Source organism: Aminobacter carboxidus (assembly GCF_014863355.1).
Taxonomy (GTDB): Bacteria; Pseudomonadota; Alphaproteobacteria; order Rhizobiales; family Rhizobiaceae; genus Aminobacter; species Aminobacter carboxidus.
Map to the genome: position 1 here is coordinate 341,090 of NZ_JACZEP010000001.1, position 19,017 is coordinate 360,106.

A 19,017-nucleotide genomic window follows, 5' to 3' on the forward strand; every position below is an offset into this window, starting at 1 on the left:
ATGGCCACTGAGATGAAGCCGATCCTTTCGGTCCGCGACCTGCATGTCAGTTTCGGCCCGGCAGCCAGCGCCAAGGAAGTCGTGCATGGCGTGAGCTTCGACCTCGGCGTCGGCGAGGTGCTGGCGATCGTCGGCGAAAGCGGCTCGGGCAAGTCGGTGACCGCGCTGTCCAGCAACCGGCTGATCGACTATGCTGGCGGCCGCATCACCAGCGGCAAGATCGAACTGCTGCGCGCCGATGGCAGCGTCCTGGATGTCACCAGCGCCGGCAAGCAGGAGCTGACAGGCATTCGCGGCGCCGAGATCGGCGTGATCTTCCAGGAACCGATGACGTCGCTCAATCCGGTGCTGACCATCGGCACCCAGATCGAAGAGTCGTTCCGCCTGCATCGCGGCCTGACCGGCGCGCAGGCACGGGTCGCGGCGCGGGATGCGCTCGAGCGGGTGCGCATTCCCGATGCCGAGCGGCGGCTCAAGGCAACGCCGAACGAGCTCTCGGGTGGCATGCTGCAGCGCGTGATGATCGCCATGGCGCTGGCCTGCAATCCGCGCCTGTTGATTGCCGACGAGCCGACGACGGCACTCGATGTCACCGTGCAGGCGCAGATCATGGCGCTGCTGGCCGAGCTCAAGCGCGAAACCGGCATGTCGATGATCTTCATCAGCCACGACATCGGCCTCGTCGCCGGCATCGCCGACCGCGTGCTGGTGATGCAGGACGGCAAGGTGGTCGAGCAGGGCGAACTCAGCCAGATTCTCGACAAGCCGCAACACCCCTACACCCAGCATCTGCTGCACGCGGTGCCGCATTTCTCCAGCGGCACAGCCGCGAGAACGGACGGAGCGCGCACGATAGCGCCGCTGCCCAGGCCGACGCTCGAGGTCGACGACCTCGTCGTGCGTTATCCGCTGAAGGGCGGCTGGTTCAGCAAGCCGGTCGGCGCGGTGCACGCCGTCGACGGCGTCGCCTTCGACCTGATGCCGGGGGAGACGCTGGCGATCGTCGGCGAAAGCGGTTCGGGCAAGTCGACCACGGCACGCGCCGTACTCGGCCTCGTCTCTCCGACGCGCGGGGCGTTTTCGGTGGAAGCCCAGGCCGCGCGACCCGGCCAGAGCCGGCTGCCGGTGCAGATGGTGTTCCAGAACCCCTACGCCTCGCTCAATCCGCGTCTCAATGTCGAGCAGATCCTGGCCGAACCGGTGATCGCTACCGGCACGCCCATCGACAAAGCGGTTCGCGACAGGATGGTAGCGCTGCTCAAGCGCGTCGGCCTGCCCGAGGACAGTCTTGCCCGCTATCCGCATCAGTTCTCCGGCGGCCAGCGCCAGCGCCTGTGCATTGCGCGCGCGCTCATGCTCAATCCGTCGGTCGTGGTGCTCGACGAGGCGGTATCGGCGCTCGACGTCTCGGTCCAGGCCCGCGTGCTCGAGCTGTTGGTCGATCTGCAGCACGAATACGGTCTCGCTTATCTGTTCATCTCGCACGACATGGCAGTGGTCGAGCGCATCGCGCACCGTGTCGCGGTGATGTATGCCGGACAAATCGTCGAGATCGGCGATGCGAAATCGGTGCTGTCGGACCCGCAGCATCCCTATACCAGGAAGCTGATCGCCGCCGTGCCCACCATCGACCGTCGCAACCAGCATTTCGAGCTCGACACCCGCCAGGTACCGTCGCTGGTGCGCCCGGTCGGGTTTGAACCGCCTGTGGCCAACTGGCTGCAGTGCGGCGAGGACCACAAGGTGCGGGCCGAAGTCTGAAAGGGAAACGACGATGGCCACCGGGGATCTAGCCCAGCTTCACGAACGCGCCTTCGCCCCGCTCGCGCAGGCCGTGGAGGCCGGCCGTATCCCAGGCGGCGTGCTTGCTATCGTCGACAGGGACGGTAACAGGACCAGCCGGGTCCTTGGCCTTGCGCAGCGCGTTCCGTCCGAGCGTCCCATGCGCGAAGACAACTGGTTCGATCTGGCATCGCTGACCAAGGTCATCTTCACCACCCCGCGTATCCTGGCGCTGGCCGAGGCGGGCACCATCGACCTCGACGCGCCTTTGACGTCTGTCCTGCCTGATCTGCGCCAGTACGACGCCGATGCCTGGGAGAGGCAGGTCACCTTCCGCCAATGCCTTGGCCACCAGACACCATTCCCGGCGGTCGAGCCGATCTACACCTATGGCCGCGACCCTGACCTGCTGCGGACCTTCATCATGCAGCGCGAATGGCGAAAGCTCGCCGAGCCGGTCTATTCGGACATCAACTTCATCCTGCTCGGCTTTACTATGGAGCGGCTGTCGGGCAGGTGGATCCGCGACATGGATGCCGGCCCGGGTTTTGCTTTTTCAGCCGAACCTGATCAGTCGGCAGCGACCGAGGACTGCCCCTGGCGACACCGGGTGCTGTCGGGCGAAGTCCATGACGACAATTGCTCGGCGCTTCAGGGAGCAGGCCATGCAGGCCTGTTCGGCACGGTGGCTTCCATTCTTGATTTCGCCCAGGGGCTGCTCGACGGTACCGGCGCATCGGGCGATGCGATCGCGCTGATGCGCACGCCGCTGTCTGATAAACGCACCCATGGCTGGGAGCATTCCTATGCCAGCTGGTCGGGTGGCGACCGCTGCAGCGCAGGCACGATCGGCCATACCGGATTTACCGGCACGGGCCTGTGGATCGATTTCGACGCCGGCCGCGCCTGGACGCTGCTCACCAACCGCATCCACCCGACCCGGCATTTCGACAGCGGCATAACAGATCTTCGCCGCCGGGTCGGCGACATCATCAACGGAGCTTGAACATGCAACCCATCTGGTCGGTCGGGCTGATGACCGGAACCGTGCTCGACGGCAACATCGACGTCGCGCTGCTCAAGACCGACGGCGAGCGCATCGAGGCGTTCGGTCCCTACGCGCTCGTGCCGTACGAAGTTTCCCTCCGGCCGATGCTGGAGCAGGCGCAGGCTGAAGCGCGGGTCTGGAATTTCGAGGGGCCGGAACCGGCGATCTTCGCGATCGCCGAAGAGGCGCTGACCCGCGCGCAATCCGCCGCGGTTCGCCAGGTCGTCGAGAGTGCCGGCATGGCAATGGCCGATATCGGCGTCGTCGGCTTCCATGGCCAGACCGTGCTGCATCGTGGCCCGCAGAAGGGTGGCCTGCGCGGCGAGACCCGCCAGCTTGGCGATGGCGCGCTGATGCAGTCGATCCTTGGCACCAAGGTCGTCTACGACTTCCGCACCGCCGACATCCGCGCCGGCGGACAGGGCGCGCCGCTGGCGGCCGCTTATCACGCAGCACTTCTCGGCACGGCCGGTACGAGCGGCGACAGCGCCATCCTCAATCTCGGCGGCGTCGGCAATGTCACCTGGTGGGACGGCAAGTCCGATCTTGTTGCTTTCGACACGGGCCCGGCCAATGCGCCGATCAACGATTTCGTCAAGGCGAGGGGCCTGGGCGAGATGGACAAGGGTGGAGCGCTTGCTGCCGCCGGCACTGTCGATGAGGCGCGGCTCGTGCGCCTGCTCCAACACCCCTATCTCTCGGCGGCCTATCCCAAGTCGCTCGACCGCTTCGACTTCACCGCCGCGATGGCCGATGGGTTGAACAATGAGGATGGCGCAGCAACGCTGACCGCCTTCAGCGCGTCCTGCGTCGGCAAGGCGCTCGACCTTCTGCCGCAGCGTCCGACAAAACTCTTTGTTTCCGGCGGCGGCCGTCACAACCCGACCTTCATGGCAATGTTGCGCCAGCGCGCGGGCGTCGACGCGGTGTCGGCCGACACGATTGGCTGGCGCGGCGATGCCGTGGAAGCCGAGTGCTTCGCGTTCCTCGCGGCACGTGTCCTGCGTGGTATGCCGATCAGCTTCCCGAGCACGACAGGCGTGCCGCAGCCAATGACTGGCGGCCGCATCGCGGGCTGACCGCACGCGCGCCAAGCAATCACTGCGTCGTCGGAGCGGCGGAGCGGATGCCGCCGCCAGATCCTGTCAGTCAGCTCCTGTCACTCTGTGGGGGTGCAGCGACTTCGCCAAGAAAGTCCGCGTCCGGCCCCGGGGGAAATCGGGCAACTCGCCGAAGGGCTTGTAGCCCTGGCGCTGGTAGACCTTCAGCGCCGTGGGGTTGAACGTGTCGATGTAAGCGCCGTGGCAACCGCGCTTGGCGGCCTCATCCTCCGCAGCCTGCATCATGCGTGAGGCCATGTTCTGGCCGCGCAGGCTGTCGTCCACCCAAAGCCACTGTATGTAGAGCCATCCCCAGGCGGTGTAGCCGGATATGCCGGCGCGGAGCTGCTCGCTCTCGTCGCGCACGGCAACGATCAGCGCCTGCTTTTCCGCCGGGCCGACGTCCTCGGTGTTGAAGGCGGTGAGGTGCTCGCCAATGATCGCGAGCTCGTCGGAGGACGGCTCGTCGAGGATGGTGATCGTGTGATTCATCGCGGGGATCCAGTGTCGGATCCTTCTAGCAGGAATCTTCTGCGGCGAAGCGCGCATTGGCCACCGACAAAGACAAAAATCCGGTGCGCCAGGGTGGCGCGACGCCCGACCCATGGGCCGGGCGTCGGCCGGTCATGGCCTACTGCATCTGGGCATAGGTCGGCTTTCCGTCGTCGCCCTTCTTCCATTCGTAGATGACATAGTCCGGGCGCGTGATGTCGCCCTTGGCGTCATAGCCGATGTCGCCGATCGCCGTCGGCCAGGGCCCGTTTGCCTTCATCGTCTCGGCGACCTTTTGGGCGTCGTCGGCCGATCCCGTCTTGGCAATGGCGCCGGCGATGATCTGAACGGCGGCGTAGGAGTACAGCGTGTAGGCTTCCGGCTCAAAACCCTTGGCCCGGAAGTTCTCGACGAGATCCTTCGCCGCCGAGTTCTTGCGCGGGTCGGGCGAGAACGTGTTCAACGTGCCGATCACCGCGTCGCCGGCGATCGAAGCAAGTTCATTCGACACCATACCGTCGCCCGAAAACAGGATAGCCTTCAGGCCCTGGTCGGCCGACTGGCGCATGATCAGGCCGGCCTCGGTGTGCAGGCCGCCGAAGTAGATCAGCGTCACGCCGGCTTCCTTCAGCTTGCCGATGAGGGCCGAGAAATCCTTGTCGCCGATGTTGATGCCTTCATACATCACCTCGTTGACGCCGGTTTCGTTGAGCACTTTCTTGGCGACGTCGACCAGGCCCTGGCCATAGGGGCTCTTGTCGTGGATCATCGCGATTTTGGCGTCCTTGAAGTTGGCCGCGATGTAGTCGCCGGCGACCTTGCCTTGCTGGTCGTCGCGTCCGCAGGTGCGGAACGTGTTCCACAGACCGCGCTCGGTGTATTGCGGGTTGGTCGAAGCTGGTGAAATCTCCAGCACGCCATTTTCGGCATAGACCTCGGATGCGGGGATCGACACGCCCGAGTTGAAGTGGCCGACGACATATTTGACGCCGTCCGCGACGAACTTGTTGGCAACCGAGATGCCTTGCTTCGGATCGGAAACGTCGTCCCCGACCTGGATGCTGATTTTCTGGCCGAGCACGCCGCCGGCTGCGTTGATGTCGGCGGCCGCCTGTTCTGCGCCCTTCTGGAATTGCGCGCCGAAGGCGGCGTTCGGGCCGGTGATCGGTCCGGCGACGCCGATCAGGATGTCGGCCCAGGCGCTGCCGCTGAACAGGCCGAGAGCGGCCAAGGCTACAGAATGCAAGAGCAACTTCTTCATGAATTGGACTCCCATTAGCATGTGGGCTTGGTTGTTGCTTGGTGCGCGCCCACCGGTCGCACCAAGTTTGGAATTCCGCCTCTGCCGATGTCGGCGACACCGGGCGTTCAGACTGTTTGGGTGGCCGCCCCGCTCATCTCGGTCCCCGATCGAAAGTGGCATCGCTCACGCCGCGCTGCCGCAAGCTGCTGCGGGCGACCTTTTCCGTCGGTGTTCTGGGAAGTGGCGTGTCGGTGATTTCGATGTAGCGCGGCACCATGTGGCGGGGCGCAAGAGCCACAAAGTGATCGATCAAATCAGTGGGCTCGAGCGCCGAACCGGGCCTGCGTTGGGCCACGACCATGATGTCTTCTTCGGTCAGCTCCGAGGGAACTCCAAAGGCTGCACTTTCCACAATGTCTGGGTGTTTCTCGGCGACCGTCTCCACCTCATAGGCGGAAATGTTCTCGCCTCGGCGCCGGATGGCCTCATTGAGGCGATGCTTGAAGTAGAGCCAACCGTCTTCGTCCATGAAGCCGGCGTCGCCGGAGTGATACCAGAGGTTCCTGAGCGTCTGGACGGTCTTTGCCTCGGCGCGATAGTAGCCGGAAAACATGCTCCAGCTCTTGACCGGTCGCGCAACGATCTCGCCGACGCTGCCGGGCGGCAGCGGTCTGTCGGCTTCGTCGACGATCGCCACTTCCCAATCCGGATGCGCCCGGCCGCAGGAACCCGGTCGGGTATCGTCGACCGTGTCCAGCGTCACGAAGCTGGTTTCGGTTTGTCCGTATCCGGTGACAAGCCGCATGTCGAAGCGGCGTTCGAAGGCCTCCTTGTCTGCTACCATCGGAATGCACTGGCAGACTCTGACGGGATTGCTGGCGTCGTTCTGCAACGGCGGGGCGCGCATCAGGATGACGGCCATCGCGCCGAGCAGATTGGTCGCGCTCGCGCCGCTGGAACGGATTTGGCCCCAGAATCTCGACGCACTGAAGCTTTCGACAAGCGTCGTTTTCGTGCCGTAGATCAAAGGCAGGAGCACGCCGAACATCTGGGCGTCGGTGTGAAACAGCGGCAGGGCCGAGAAATAGCTGTCGTCGCTTGTGTAACCCAGGTTGGATGCCATCGCCGCGGTCCAGGAGTAGCAATGATGGTGGGACATCAGTGCGCCCTTGGCCGGACCTGTGGTGCCTGAGGTGTACAGGATCGCCATCGGGTCGGAGTAGTGGACGTCGACCAGGTCGAAGCCCAGTTGCGGCGCCAGGCATTCATCGAAGCTGACGATGCGGCCGATCCTGATACCCGCCGCCCGCGCCTCGGCAGGATCTGTTCCGACAAGGATCAGCGTCCGCAGGCAGGGCAGGCTGTCCTGCACCTTCGCGAGCTCGGCCAGCGTGCTGGCATCGACAACCAGCACCTCCGCCCCGCAATTGTTCAGGTTGTGGCAAAGCAGGTCGCCCTTCAGCCCGGGATTGGTCGGCACCTCGATCGCTCCAAGGCTCGATGTCGCGAACCACAGCGCGATGAGCTCGAAGCAGTTGGGCAGCAGCATCGCCACGCGGTCCGAGCGGCTCACGCCCAGCTGGCGCAGGCCGCGAGCCAACTGGCTCGAAATGTGAAGCATGTCCTCGAAACTTGCGCTGCGCCCGCAGACCTCAATGAATGGCTTGCTGCCGAACCGCTCGGCCTGCCGCAACAGGATCCGCGGCAGCACCCGGTTTTCCAGGTCGTCGTCGCGCTTGCCCGGGATGTAGGCAGGAGATGAGACGCTGCGAAGTGTCATGGCGCGTTCAGAACCTTTTTGCCCGGGCCTGGGCCTCGGCGGACAGGAAGCCGCTGACCGTCGCCCTGGTCTCGAGCGCCATCGCGGCGTCGAGCGACGAGTGGAAGCCTTCGTTGATGGCGTGCTTGATGTCGGCGACCGCGTCCTCGGGGCGCTCCGCGATCGTGAGCGCCAGCTTGCTTGCCTCGTCGAGCAGGTCGGCCTCGGCGAAGAGCTTCCAGGCGATGCCGACCTCGAGCGCTTTGGCCGCGTCGTGGCGTTCGCCGAGGATCATCAGTTCCTTGGCGACCTGCGGTCCGGCCTGCTTGGTCAGCAGCGCCGTCACGCCTCCGGTGACGAACAGCCCGTATCCGACCTCTGGGAAGAACCATCTGGTGGTGTCGGCAAACAGCCGGAAGTCGCAGTTGACGACCCATTCGAGCGCACCGCCGACGCACCAGCCATGCACCGCGGCAATGACGATCTTCCGCGACTGCATGATCTGCAGCGTGATGCCCTGGATGGACTCGACCCAGGCCTGTGTCGCCGCCACCGAGGTGGTCTGCGCGTCGAGATCCCTGAGGTCGTCTCCGGAGCAGAAGGCGCGGCCCTCGCCATGCAGGATGATGACGCGGGTGGCTTTTCTGGTCTCCGCCGCGGCCAGCGCCGCCGACAGCTCGTCGACGAGATCGCTATTCATGGCGTTGAGCCGCTCCGGCCGGTTCAACCTGATCCAGGAGATGGCGCCGTCGTCCGTCGAAATGACTGCGGATGTCATGTTGGGCTCCTCAAACGATCATGGGTTCGGCGTAGGAGCCCCAGACGTCGCGCAGGGCGCTGCAGATCTCGCCAAGCGTCGCTCTCGCCTTCACTAGCTCGATTGTCTTCGGCAGCAGGTTGATGTCGTCGGACCGGGCCTGCTCGGCGAGCTCTCCCAGCAGCTGTTGCACGCGCCCGTTGTCCCTGTTTGCGCGCACCGCGTTCAGGCGCTCGATCTGCAGCTGGGTGCACTGGTCGTCATAGGGATGGATGTGGACCTCGGCCGAACCGCTGGTGTCGTCGACATGGCGGTTGACGCCGACCGATATCTTCTCGCCGCTATCGATCTTCTTGAAGGTGGCGTAGGCGGAGTCGGCCAGCTTCTGCTGGAACCAGCCTTCCTCGACGAGCTTGATGGCGCCGCCGCGCTCCTTGACCTCGTCCAGCACCTTCCAGATTTCGTTCTCCATGTCACGCGTCAGGCGTTCGACGAAGTAGGAGCCGCCAAGCGGATCGATCACCGACGTCACGTTGATTTCGTCGCGAATGATCTGCTGGGTCCGGATGGCCAGCTTCATCGCCTCCTCGGTCGGGATGGCGAAGGCCTCATCGAGGCCATTGGTGTGCATGCTCTGGCAGCCGCCGAGCACCGCGCCCAACGCCTGGATAGCGGTGCGCATCAGGTTGTTGTGATGCTCGACCTTGGTCAGGCTCATCGCCGCCGTCTGCACATGCACGCGCAGGCGCATCGATTCCGGCTTCCTGGCGTGGAACTGCTCGGACATGATCTTGGCGTAGACGCGCCGGGCTGCCCTGAACTTGCAGATCTGTTCGAAGAAGTCCTGGTGGCTGATGAAGAAGAACGACAGCCTGGGCGCGAAATCGTCGATGTCCATGCCGGCGTCGATGACCTCCTCGCAATAGGCGATGGTGAAGGCCATGATGAACGCGATCTCCTGGAGCGCGTTGCCGCCGACGTCGGACAGGTGGTAGCCGCTGAGACTGATCGGATTGAGCTTCGGCGTCGTCTTGGCGCTGTGCATGATCAGGTCGCGCAGCAGTCTGACGGCGGGCCGTACCGGGTAGATCCACTCCTTCTGGGCGACATATTCCTTCAGCGGATCGGCCTGTAGCGTGCCGGTCAGCTTGTGCAGGTCGTAGCCGCGCTTTTCCGCGGCAGCGACGAACATCGCGTAGATCACCCAGGCCGAGGGATTGATGGTCAGCGAGACTGAAATCTTCTCAAGGTCGATCCCGTCGAACAGCCGGTCGATGTCGTCCACCGTGTCGATCGCCACGCCGACACGTCCGACTTCGCCGAATGCCATCGGATCGTCGGAATCCAGGCCGAGCAGTGTCGGCAGGTCGAAATCGGTCGAAAGCCCGGTCTGGCCGGTCTGGATCATGTATTTGTAGCGCTGGTTGGTGGCTTCGGGATTGCCGAAGCCGGCAACTTGCCGGATGGTCCACGGACGCCCGCGATACATCGTCGGATAGGCACCCCGGGTGAAGGGATATGCGCCCGGAAATCCCAGATCGCTGGCCGGGATGCCGGCGATGTCGGCTGCGGTGTAGATCCGCTTCAGCGCTATGCCGCACTCCGTTTCATAGACCGGTTTCTCCTCCGGCCTGCTTTGCAATGCGGCCGCGAGTTCGTTTTCTTCCCACTCGACTTGTTTTTCCCTGATGTCGTCGATCGCCTGCGCTGAAAACAGTGTCATTTCACCTGCACCTCATTCTCCCAACCCAGCAGCAGGCAGGCGGCCACGGATGGATCCATGGCCCGGTCCACCACTGCCTGAACGTGGGTCTCGAGTTCCGTGACGTCGCGCTTGAACCTGTCCTGAAACAGCTGCCTGGCGGTGCCGAGTATCCGTGTCCGGCCAATGTTGCGCTCACGGTCGTGCAACTCGCCGCTGTCCCTGAGATGGTCCCAATGCCTTGATATGGCGTCCTTCAGCTCGCTGATGTGTTCGCCCGAAACCGAACTGACCGGCAGAACCGGCGCCTGCCAGTCCGAGCCTGGCCTGCCTGGTCCGAGGGTCATCATGCCGCGCAGTGCCGCCACCGCTGCCGGTGCGTCCGGCCTGTCGCACTTGCTGACGGCGTGGATGTCGGCTATTTCGAGAATGCCCGCCTTGATCGCCTGGATGTCATCGCCAAGCCCGGGTGCGGACAGCACCACGATGGTGTGGGCGGCGGTCACCACTTCCACTTCGTCCTGCCCGACGCCGACCGTCTCGATGATGATCGGCGAGTATCCCGCCGCATCGAGGACATCGACGGCCTGCAGCGTTGCGCGTGCAAGGCCGCCGAGATGTCCACGCGTCGCCATGCTGCGGACGAAGGCCTGGCTGGACTGGGCGGCGTCGCTCATCCGCACCCGGTCGCCAAGGATTGCACCCCCGGAAAACGGGCTGCTCGGATCGACGGCAATCACGCCGACCTTTTGCCCGTCTGACGCGAAGGCCTTGATGAGGGCGGCGACGAGCGTCGACTTGCCTGCACCGGGAACGCCGGTGATGCCGACGACATGCGCCTTGCCGGTGTGCCTGTAGATCTCCGACAGCGCTTCCGATGCTTCGGCATAGCCGGCCTCGGCCCGAGAGATCATCCGGGCTACCGCCAGGACGCTGCCTGAAAGCACATCGGGAACCAGTTCGGCCGAAGCCACATAGGCTGCACGCCTGGCCGGCCTGGAGGGAGCGAACGCTGTCATATCCGGCCGCGTTCCGCGATCAGTTTCCTGATCGTCGTGACGATCAGGTCGCTCCTGGCTTCCTGCGGGACGATGGCGTCGACGCCGCTGTCCGACAGGGCTGCATAGTCGTGCTCGGGAATGACGCCGCCGGCGACCACGAAGATGTGTTCGGCCTTCTTTTCCCTGAGGCAACGCCCGAGTTCCTGGAACAATGGCAGGTGCGAGCCCGACAGCAGGCTGACCCCGATGACGTCGACGTCTTCCTGGATCGCAGCACTTACGACATCGTTGGGAGACTTGTAGAGCCCGGTATAGACGACCTCCATGCCGGCATCGCGCAGGATGCGGGCCACGACCTTGGCGCCCCGGTCATGGCCGTCGAGGCCGAGCTTGGCGACAAGCACCCGGATGGGCGAACTCACGTCAATCCCAGCCCTGGCGCCGTCGCCCTGGCTGTTGTTGCTGCTATCGGTCATTTCTGGAGTGCCTTTCACTCTGCAGCGATGCTGGAGCCGCCCGTGCTCCCGGCAAGCCCGGCGTCGATCGAGTCCGCGATGATGCTCAGGCCAAGATCGAGTTCCGCCTCGGAGATCGTCAGGGGCGGGGCGATGCGGAACACGCCGCCCATGCCGGGAAGCTTGACGATGTTCATGCTCAGGCCGCGACGGAACGCCTCCGCAGCGATCCTGGCGCCAAGCTCATGGTCGGGATCCCTGTTCTTGCCGCTCTTGACGATCTCGACGCCGAGCATCAGGCCGCGACCACGCACGTCGCCGATACATTCGTAGCGCTGCTTGAGCAGCGACAGGCCGTCGAAAAGCCTGGCGCCCAGATGCTGGGCCCGCTCGACGAGCTTTTCATCCTCCACCACGTCGAGCACCGCCAGGCCGACGGCCGCCGGCAACGGGTCGGACACATGGGTGGTGTAGAACAGGAAACCCTTGGCGTGTGCCGCCTCTTCAATTTCGGCTGATGTCATGACTGCCGAAAGCGGCAGGCCAGCGCCGATTGTCTTGGACAGGGTCAGAATGTCAGGGGTGACGCCGTCGCGCTGGAAGGCGAACATGGTTCCCGTTCGGCCGATGCCGGTCTGCGCCTCGTCGAGGATCAGCAGCATGCCGCGCTCGTGACATTTCTGCTTGAGCGCTGCGAGATAGCCTTGGGGCAGTTCCAGCATGCCGCCGCTGGAAAGGATCGGCTCGGCGACGAAGGCTGCCAGGCTTCCCGTCGACTGGCTGTCGACCAGATTGAATGCGTCGTCGAGCTCGGTGCGCCAGTCCAAAGTGCCATCGGCGTGCTTGAAGCGCGGGCGGAAGCTGTTCGGTGCCGGTATGGCAAGCGATCCGACGGAGGCGGGCCCATATCCCTTGCGGCCTGCGCTGTAGGTCGCCGAAGCGGCGGCACCTGTCATGCCGTGCCAGCTCTTGGAGAAGGCAACGATCTCGTGCTTGCCGGTGACCAGCTTGGCCATGCGGATCGCTGCTTCATTTGATTCAGCACCCGTCGACAGCAGCAGCGACCGGTCGAGGCCGGGCGCCAGCCCGGCCAGGCGCTCGGCCAACTCGACAACCGGGCGGGACAGCATGCCACTGAACAGATGCGCGACCTTTTCGACCTGCCGGCTGACCGTCGATACGATCCTGGGATGGGCATGGCCGAGCAGGGCACTCATCTGGCCGGAGGTGAAGTCGAGGATCGGCCTGTCGTCCGCGTCATAGACGAACGAGCCGGCGGCCCGCTCGATGATCGCCGGCTCGAAGCTGCCGCCATAGCGAATGAGATGGTTGCTCGCCGCAGTCCAAAAATCGCGATCCTGGTTTTTCGACATCTCGCAGCCCTCAATGGTTGGCAAAACGATAGGGGCTGGCCGGAATGCAGTAAAATTGATAATGCTTTGATCCAGATATCAGGAAAGTTGATATGCAGACGTCGCTGGATCTAAGACTGATGGCCACGTTCGTTCGGGCTGCCCAACTGGGGACGCTGAGTGCGACCGCCGTGCAGGTGGGGCGGACGCAATCGGCGGTGACCATGCAGATCCAAAGGCTCGAGGATGTGCTCGGCCAGAGCCTGTTTCATCGCAGCGGCAGCGGCGTCAGCCTGACCGCGAGCGGGGTGCGATTCCTGGCTTATGCCGAGCGTATCCTCAAGCTGCACGACGAGGCTGTGTCGGCGCTCTCCGACAAGGGCCTGCACGGGTCGATCATTTTCGGCAGCCCTGAAGACTATCTGATTGCCTTCTTTCCCACGATCCTGAAAACCTTCGGCAGCCTCTATCCCGATGTCGAGATCAAGGTCGTCTCGGCGCCGACCGTCGAGCTGCGCGGCCTGCTCAATTCGCGCCAGGTCGACCTGGCGCTGGTCTCGACCCCCAATGCCACCGATTCCGCCGATGTCGTGCGGCCGGAACCGCTGGTCTGGGTAGGAAGCAAGCCGACGCTCGAACAGCACGATTTCGGCGAGACGATTCCGATGGCATTGCCGGCCTCGAACGCGATGGACCACAGGGCCGCCTGCGATGCCATGGCTCGTGCCGGGCTGCGCTACAAGATCTCCCACGCCTCCAACAGCCTGGCCGGCCTGATTGCCGTCGCGCGTTCGGGCCTGGCGATCAGCGTCATGACCAAGGAGGCGGTCCCGTCGGACCTCCACATCCTCAACGCGCCGCTGCCGCCGCTTTCGACCCTTGGCATGCTGATCGCATACGCCGACACCGAACGCTCGCCCGCAGTCGAAGCCTTCGCCGATCATATCCGACGGGTTTTGCCAACGCTTTGAAAAAGTCACTCTGCCAAATGTCTGGCGTTACGACCATCTGCGGTCGGCAAGAGCTTGATCTGAGATGGTTTCGAGCGATCTGGGAGCGATGGCTGGGGCGCCAGGATTCGAACCTGGGAATGTCGGTACCAAAAACCGATGCCTTACCGCTTGGCGACGCCCCAACATGCCGCAGCAGCAAACAACAAGCCGCAGCGAGTCAATCGACAGCCGCCTTATATGCAGCGCGCGGCAAAAGTACAATCGCGCCGTTGCCGCTTTCCGCATCATCTTGGGGCAGGTTGCATCGGGCCTGATTTGCGGAACTCGCATTCGCAAACGCGAGCCGATGATTGACTGACTTGATAGGCGACGCTTGAGGCGATCACTCGCCCCAGACGGCGAGTTCGTTGCCGGCTGGATCGACGAAGTGGAAGCGACGGCCGCCGGGGAAGGAGAAAATCGGCTTGACGATGGTGCCGCCGGCTTCTTCGACCGCCGCAGCCGTCTCTTCCAGCGCTTCGGAGTAGAGAATCGGCAGCGGTTTTGCCGGCATTTCGGCCTGGAACCCGCCGTCGAGCCCTTCCGCGAAGGCTGAGTAATCAGGGCCGTAGTCGGTGAAGGTCCAGCCAAAGGCTGCGCTGTAGAAGGATTTCACATGGTCGAGCGTGCCGCCAACGGCAGCCAGTTCGATGTAGTCGAGCTTGCCGGTCTTGCGCATGGTCGTCTCCGTAAGATTGTTCTTGATATGTTCTATATCGTGGGGCGGCGGCCCGCAAGGCGGTCCAGGGCATTACCCCATAAATCGATTGTAGGACATTCCGTGGCGGAACAGCGCCTTGCCTTTCGCAGCGCAGCATCCTATCGCTCGCCCCAGAAGCGGACGGAGGCCACCGTCTCGCTCCACACTCAGTCGGCGAGGAGAAGGCATGACCAAGTGGGTTTACAGTTTTGGCGACGGTGCAGCCGAGGGGCGCGCGAGCGACCGCGACCTGCTCGGTGGCAAGGGGGCGAACCTCGCCGAGATGTGCAGTCTCGGCCTGCCGGTACCGCCCGGTTTCACCATCACCACCGCGGCCTGCAACTGGTTTTATGCCAATGGCCGCGCCTATCCCGATACACTTGAGTCTGATGTCCGCGCCGCTCTAGACCATGTCGGGTCGATTACCGGCCGCCGCTTTGGCGACCCAGAAAGCCTGCTGCTCGTCTCGGTGCGTTCCGGCGCCCGGGCCTCGATGCCTGGCATGATGGACACGGTGCTCAATCTCGGCCTCAACGACGTCACCGTCGAGGCACTCGCCACGGATGCCGGTGATGCGCGTTTTGCCTATGACAGCTACCGCCGCTTCATCACCATGTATTCCGACGTGGTGCTGGGTCTCGACCATGAGGTCTTCGAAGAACTGCTCGAGGACGAAAAGGGCCGTCTCGGCTATGAACTCGACACCGAGTTCACGGCCGCCCAGTGGCAGGACGTCATCAAGCTCTACAAGGCCAAGGTCGAGGAAGAACTCGGCCGCTCCTTCCCGCAGGATCCGCACGAGCAGCTGTGGGGCGCCATCGGCGCGGTGTTCCAGAGCTGGATGAACCATCGCGCCATCACCTATCGCCGCCTGCACGACATTCCCGAGAGCTGGGGCACGGCGGTCAACGTTCAGGCCATGGTGTTCGGCAACATGGGCGAGACATCGGCAACTGGTGTTGCCTTCACGCGCAACCCCTCGACCGGCGAGAAGATGCTCTATGGCGAGTTCCTGGTGAACGCGCAGGGTGAGGACGTTGTCGCCGGCATCCGCACGCCGCAGAACATCACCGAAGCAGCCCGCATCGCCGCAGGCTCCGACAAGCCCTCGCTGCAAAAGCTGATGCCCGAGGCGTTCAACACCTTCGTGGCGATCTCCAATCGCCTCGAACAGCATTACCGTGACATGCAGGACCTCGAATTCACCATCGAGCGTGGCAAGCTGTGGATGCTGCAGACCCGTTCGGGCAAGCGCACCGCCAAGGCAGCTCTCAAGATCGCTGCCGAGATGGCCGGCGAAGGTCTGATTACCAAGGATGAGGCGATCTGCCGGATCGACCCGTCAGCACTCGACCAGCTGCTGCACCCGACGATCGATCCCAAGGCGCAGCGCGAGGTCATCGCCGTCGGCCTGCCGGCCTCGCCCGGTGCCGCCACCGGCGAGATCGTGTTCTCGTCCGACGAGGCAGAGGAGCTGAAGTCCGCCGGCCGCAAGGTCATCCTGGTGCGTATCGAGACCAGCCCCGAGGACATCCATGGCATGCATGCCTCCGAAGGCATCCTGACGACGCGCGGCGGCATGACCAGCCACGCGGCGGTGGTTGCCCGCGGCATGGGCAAGCCTTGCGTTTCAGGCGCGGGATCGCTGCGCGTCGACTATCGTGCCGGCACGCTGATCACCATGGGCCGCACCTTCCGCAAGGGCGACATCATCACTATCGACGGCTCCAACGGCCAGGTGCTGAAGGGTTCGGTGCCGATGCTGCAGCCGGAACTTTCCGGAGACTTTGCCGCGATCATGGAATGGGCTGATGCGGCGCGCCGCATGAAGGTGCGCACCAATGCCGAAACGCCGGCGGATGCGCGCATGGCGCGTTCCTTCGGTGCCGAAGGCATCGGCTTGTGCCGGACCGAGCACATGTTCTTCGATGGCGACCGCATCGTTGCCATGCGCGAGATGATCCTCGCCGACAGCGAAAAGGACAGGCGTACAGCCCTCGACAAGCTATTGCCGATGCAGCGTTCTGATTTCATCGAGCTGTTCGAAATCATGGCCGGCCTGCCGGTGACGATCCGCTTGCTCGATCCGCCGCTGCATGAGTTCCTGCCCAAGACCGAGGAAGAGATCGCCGAGGTCGCCGCTGCGATGAACGTGTCGGCCGACAAGCTGCGCCAGCGCACCGAAGCGCTGCACGAGTTCAACCCGATGCTTGGCCATCGTGGCTGCCGTCTTGCCGTCTCCTATCCTGAGATCGCCGAGATGCAGGCACGCGCCATCTTCGAGGCGGCGATCGAGGCCGGCAAGAAGACCGGCAGCCCCGTGGTGCCCGAGATCATGGTACCGCTCGTCGGCCTGATGAAGGAACTTGACTTCGTCAAGGCGCGCATCGACCAGGTTGCGCAGAGCGTGATGCAGGAAACGGGCGTGAACATCGATTATCTCGTCGGCACGATGATCGAGCTGCCGCGCGCTGCCATTCGCGCCCATGTCATTGCCGAGGCGGCCGAATTCTTCTCCTTCGGCACCAACGACCTGACGCAGACCACCTTCGGCATCTCGCGTGACGATGCGGCGTCCTTCCTCGAGACCTATCGCCAGAAGGGCATCATCGAGCAGGACCCGTTCGTCTCGCTCGACGTCGACGGTGTCGGCGAACTGGTCAAGATCGCTGCCGAAAAGGGCAGGGCGACGCGACCTGAGATCAAGCTCGGCATCTGTGGCGAGCATGGCGGCGACCCGGCGTCGATCCATTTCTGCGAAAGCGTCGGGCTCGACTATGTCTCGTGCTCGCCGTTCCGCGTGCCGATCGCCAGGCTCGCCGCCGCGCAGTCTGCGGTGAAGGCGAAGCGCTAGCGCGCTCCAAGGCAATTAGATCGGTCATACCCACTTTGCAAATTGGGTATGACCGGCAGACCGGATCGCGTGACTTTGCCAAGCAGGCTGCCGATTTCGGGTTACTGATTTCGTTATGGGTTGATGGCTTCACGCGTTGATGGCTTCACGCCGCTTGGCTCCGTTGCTTGGTAGCAACTCCTGTCGGGCATCGTCTCCAGCGCGCCTGGCACGTAAGCCAAATAGCCGTCACGGTCATCTTCGCGCCAAAGTTCGAGCGCCAGTGGCGGCGGTTCCAGACTGCAATTCTCGGAAATTCGCATGCGCATGCTCGGCAGGTTTTTGGTTGGCGTCGGTCTCGCGGCGCTGGTGAGCTCTTCAGCCTCGGCGGCACTTCTCGAGCCCCGATTGCATCTCAGGCCCTCCACCGAAGCACCCCCGCGCGTGGCAGTGACACTCGACGCTTGCGGCGGCAAGACCGACGCCCGCATACTCTCTGCACTCGTCGACAACAAGATACCGGCGACGATCTTCGTCACCGGCAAGTGGCTGAAGCGCAACGCCGAGGCGCTCGCCATCATGAGGGCGCATCCCGACCTGTTCGAACTGGAAAATCATGGCGCCGAGCATGTCCCGGCGGTCGACACGCCGCGCAGCATCTACGGGCTGAAAAGTGCGGGCAGTATCGAGGCGGTGCAGGCCGAGGTGGTGGCTGGAGCGTTGGCGTTGACCGATCGTGGCGAGCCGGCACCGAAATGGTTTCGCGGCGCGACCGCGCAATACAGCCAGTCGTCGATTGCCTTGATCCGTAGCCTCGGCTTCAGGATTGCCGGCTATTCGATCAATGGCGATGGCGGCTCGCTACTCGGCGCGCGCGAGACCGAACGGCGTGTTTCCTCAGCCAAGGATGGCGACGTCATCATCGCGCACATCAACCAGCCCACCCACGCCGCCGGTGGCGGGCTGGTCAAAGGGCTGCTGGTACTCAAGGCAAAGGGCTACGCCTTCGTGCGGCTGGACGATGTCGAAGATGACGGCACGGACGACACGACGAACTGATGCTGCCGTGTCGCAGCTTCAGGCCGCGGCGCGGAAGGCCTCGACCACGCCGACATAGGCTTCGGCGAGTTTGGCCAACGGGCTGTTGCTGCGGCTGGCCGATTCGACCTTGAGCTTGCCACCGGTGACAGGCAGCGAGAGCAGCAGGAACTGACGCCTGGCACCGTCGCCGATGGATGCGGCGGCGACATGCCTGTCCTCGCCAGCCTCGTCGAGACGCATCTTGAAAAGCAGGATACCGCCTACAGCCTCGAGCGCATCGTCGACCATGTGGGCGAACTCGGAATCCGAGACGCTGCCTGGAGCAATGGAGGGCGCCGCAATCGTGGCGGCGGCAGTTTCCTCTATGGCCGGCGCTTCGGCCGTCAGCTCTTCGGGCGCAAGCACCAGGGTGGCACCATCGTCTGCCGATGGCACTTCGGCATCACGCGAAGTGTCGGTCGCCACCACAGCTGTGGCAGCTTCTGCCTCCGCAGCCGCGTCAGGTCCGTCGGACAACTCGTCGGCGGAAAGCTCGACATCGACGGTCTCTTCAGCGACAGGCTCGGATGCGGCCACGACTACGGTTTCATCGGTGTCGGAAACGTCGGTGGTGTCGCCAGTCGACTCGTCTTCGGCCGCGATCAGGTCCTGCTCGACCGTTTCAGCCTCCGGCTCCTGCGATGACGCTTCGTGCTGCGGCAGGGCTTCGTCCTCCGCGCGGGGATGCGTATCCATGTGATCCCTCACAATATCTTACCAA

Annotated in this window: 16 protein-coding genes and 1 tRNA gene; 6 read left to right on the forward strand and 11 right to left on the reverse strand. The window is 63.9% G+C overall.

Features of this window, described 5'->3' with window-relative positions:
- The first annotated feature begins 12 nt into the window (after nt 1–12).
- The 3 genes from IHE39_RS01635 to IHE39_RS01645 are packed head-to-tail and all read left to right on the forward strand — an operon-like array spanning nt 13 to nt 3,909.
- Nucleotides 13–1,761, forward strand: a complete 1,749-nt coding sequence (locus IHE39_RS01635) for an ABC transporter ATP-binding protein (RefSeq protein ID WP_192566013.1) — start codon at nt 13–15, stop codon at nt 1,759–1,761.
- A gap of 13 nt (nt 1,762–1,774) precedes the next feature.
- Nucleotides 1,775–2,788, forward strand: a complete 1,014-nt coding sequence (locus IHE39_RS01640) for a serine hydrolase domain-containing protein (protein WP_192565298.1) — start codon at nt 1,775–1,777, stop codon at nt 2,786–2,788.
- Nucleotides 2,789–2,790: 2 nt separating this feature from the next.
- On the forward strand, nt 2,791–3,909 hold the full coding sequence (locus tag IHE39_RS01645; RefSeq protein WP_192565299.1) for an anhydro-N-acetylmuramic acid kinase: 1,119 nt from the start codon (nt 2,791–2,793) through the stop codon (nt 3,907–3,909).
- Nucleotides 3,910–3,975: 66 nt separating this feature from the next.
- Here the strand turns inward: IHE39_RS01645 and IHE39_RS01650 are convergent, their stop codons facing one another.
- The 8 genes from IHE39_RS01650 to IHE39_RS01685 all read right to left on the reverse strand — a co-directional run bounded on the left by IHE39_RS01650 (nt 3,976) and on the right by IHE39_RS01685 (nt 12,712).
- Complete coding sequence (locus IHE39_RS01650; RefSeq protein ID WP_192565300.1) at nt 3,976–4,422, reverse strand: GNAT family N-acetyltransferase; 447 nt, start codon at nt 4,420–4,422, stop codon at nt 3,976–3,978.
- A gap of 139 nt (nt 4,423–4,561) precedes the next feature.
- On the reverse strand, nt 4,562–5,683 hold the full coding sequence (locus IHE39_RS01655; protein WP_192565301.1) for a branched-chain amino acid ABC transporter substrate-binding protein: 1,122 nt from the start codon (nt 5,681–5,683) through the stop codon (nt 4,562–4,564).
- 133 nt (nt 5,684–5,816) lie between these two features.
- On the reverse strand, nt 5,817–7,445 hold the full coding sequence (locus IHE39_RS01660; protein WP_192565302.1) for an AMP-binding protein: 1,629 nt from the start codon (nt 7,443–7,445) through the stop codon (nt 5,817–5,819).
- A gap of 7 nt (nt 7,446–7,452) precedes the next feature.
- Entirely contained in the window at nt 7,453–8,202 is a 750-nt protein-coding gene (locus IHE39_RS01665; protein ID WP_192565303.1) for an enoyl-CoA hydratase/isomerase family protein, read from the reverse strand.
- Between the two features lie 10 nt (nt 8,203–8,212).
- Nucleotides 8,213–9,904: a methylmalonyl-CoA mutase family protein gene (locus IHE39_RS01670; RefSeq protein WP_192565304.1), complete on the reverse strand. Its 1,692-nt coding sequence runs from the start codon at nt 9,902–9,904 to the stop codon at nt 8,213–8,215.
- Nucleotides 9,901–10,902, reverse strand: a complete 1,002-nt coding sequence (gene meaB, locus IHE39_RS01675; RefSeq protein ID WP_192565305.1) for a methylmalonyl Co-A mutase-associated GTPase MeaB — start codon at nt 10,900–10,902, stop codon at nt 9,901–9,903. Before meaB ends, IHE39_RS01670 begins: the two co-directional genes overlap by 4 nt.
- Nucleotides 10,899–11,360 (reverse strand): cobalamin B12-binding domain-containing protein, encoded by a 462-nt coding sequence (locus IHE39_RS01680; protein WP_184769370.1) that lies wholly within the window; start codon nt 11,358–11,360, stop codon nt 10,899–10,901. The genes meaB and IHE39_RS01680 overlap by 4 nt, the downstream gene beginning before the upstream one ends.
- A gap of 14 nt (nt 11,361–11,374) precedes the next feature.
- On the reverse strand, nt 11,375–12,712 hold the full coding sequence (locus IHE39_RS01685; protein ID WP_192565306.1) for an aspartate aminotransferase family protein: 1,338 nt from the start codon (nt 12,710–12,712) through the stop codon (nt 11,375–11,377).
- Nucleotides 12,713–12,804: 92 nt separating this feature from the next.
- On the opposite strand from IHE39_RS01685, the gene IHE39_RS01690 reads away from it, so the two are divergent.
- Entirely contained in the window at nt 12,805–13,662 is an 858-nt protein-coding gene (locus tag IHE39_RS01690; RefSeq protein ID WP_192565307.1) for a LysR family transcriptional regulator, read from the forward strand.
- 89 nt (nt 13,663–13,751) lie between these two features.
- On the opposite strand, the gene IHE39_RS01695 is transcribed toward IHE39_RS01690, so the two are convergent.
- Nucleotides 13,752–13,826 (reverse strand) — tRNA-Gln (locus IHE39_RS01695).
- 200 nt (nt 13,827–14,026) lie between these two features.
- A complete protein-coding gene (locus IHE39_RS01700; RefSeq protein WP_192565308.1) occupies nt 14,027–14,362 on the reverse strand; it encodes a VOC family protein in 336 nt (111 codons plus the stop codon).
- Nucleotides 14,363–14,570: 208 nt separating this feature from the next.
- Between IHE39_RS01700 and ppdK the strand changes: the two genes are divergently transcribed.
- Both ppdK and IHE39_RS01710 read left to right on the forward strand, forming a co-directional pair.
- Nucleotides 14,571–17,237, forward strand: a complete 2,667-nt coding sequence (gene ppdK / locus IHE39_RS01705) for a pyruvate, phosphate dikinase (protein WP_192565309.1) — start codon at nt 14,571–14,573, stop codon at nt 17,235–17,237.
- A gap of 300 nt (nt 17,238–17,537) precedes the next feature.
- On the forward strand, nt 17,538–18,275 hold the full coding sequence (locus IHE39_RS01710; protein ID WP_192565310.1) for a polysaccharide deacetylase family protein: 738 nt from the start codon (nt 17,538–17,540) through the stop codon (nt 18,273–18,275).
- 18 nt (nt 18,276–18,293) lie between these two features.
- Here IHE39_RS01710 and IHE39_RS30510 read toward each other — a convergent pair whose 3' ends face one another.
- Nucleotides 18,294–18,992 (reverse strand): hypothetical protein, encoded by a 699-nt coding sequence (locus tag IHE39_RS30510; protein WP_246485358.1) that lies wholly within the window; start codon nt 18,990–18,992, stop codon nt 18,294–18,296.
- Between the last annotated feature and the right edge of the window lie 25 nt (nt 18,993–19,017).

What these genes read in the sequence shown, in the direction of transcription:
- IHE39_RS01635 (WP_192566013.1), top strand. Translation starts at nt 13, where the DNA reads ATGAAGCCGATCCTTTCGGTCCGCGACCTGCATGTCAGTTTCGGCCCG.
- IHE39_RS01640 (WP_192565298.1), top strand. Translation starts at nt 1,775, where the DNA reads ATGGCCACCGGGGATCTAGCCCAGCTTCACGAACGCGCCTTCGCCCCG.
- IHE39_RS01645 (WP_192565299.1), top strand. Translation starts at nt 2,791, where the DNA reads ATGCAACCCATCTGGTCGGTCGGGCTGATGACCGGAACCGTGCTCGAC.
- IHE39_RS01650 (WP_192565300.1), bottom strand. Translation starts at nt 4,422, where the DNA reads ATGAATCACACGATCACCATCCTCGACGAGCCGTCCTCCGACGAGCTC.
- IHE39_RS01655 (WP_192565301.1), bottom strand. Translation starts at nt 5,683, where the DNA reads ATGAAGAAGTTGCTCTTGCATTCTGTAGCCTTGGCCGCTCTCGGCCTG.
- IHE39_RS01660 (WP_192565302.1), bottom strand. Translation starts at nt 7,445, where the DNA reads ATGACACTTCGCAGCGTCTCATCTCCTGCCTACATCCCGGGCAAGCGC.
- IHE39_RS01665 (WP_192565303.1), bottom strand. Translation starts at nt 8,202, where the DNA reads ATGACATCCGCAGTCATTTCGACGGACGACGGCGCCATCTCCTGGATC.
- IHE39_RS01670 (WP_192565304.1), bottom strand. Translation starts at nt 9,904, where the DNA reads ATGACACTGTTTTCAGCGCAGGCGATCGACGACATCAGGGAAAAACAA.
- meaB (WP_192565305.1), bottom strand. Translation starts at nt 10,902, where the DNA reads ATGACAGCGTTCGCTCCCTCCAGGCCGGCCAGGCGTGCAGCCTATGTG.
- IHE39_RS01680 (WP_184769370.1), bottom strand. Translation starts at nt 11,360, where the DNA reads ATGACCGATAGCAGCAACAACAGCCAGGGCGACGGCGCCAGGGCTGGG.
- IHE39_RS01685 (WP_192565306.1), bottom strand. Translation starts at nt 12,712, where the DNA reads ATGTCGAAAAACCAGGATCGCGATTTTTGGACTGCGGCGAGCAACCAT.
- IHE39_RS01690 (WP_192565307.1), top strand. Translation starts at nt 12,805, where the DNA reads ATGCAGACGTCGCTGGATCTAAGACTGATGGCCACGTTCGTTCGGGCT.
- IHE39_RS01700 (WP_192565308.1), bottom strand. Translation starts at nt 14,362, where the DNA reads ATGCGCAAGACCGGCAAGCTCGACTACATCGAACTGGCTGCCGTTGGC.
- ppdK (WP_192565309.1), top strand. Translation starts at nt 14,571, where the DNA reads ATGACCAAGTGGGTTTACAGTTTTGGCGACGGTGCAGCCGAGGGGCGC.
- IHE39_RS01710 (WP_192565310.1), top strand. Translation starts at nt 17,538, where the DNA reads ATGCGCATGCTCGGCAGGTTTTTGGTTGGCGTCGGTCTCGCGGCGCTG.
- IHE39_RS30510 (WP_246485358.1), bottom strand. Translation starts at nt 18,992, where the DNA reads ATGGATACGCATCCCCGCGCGGAGGACGAAGCCCTGCCGCAGCACGAA.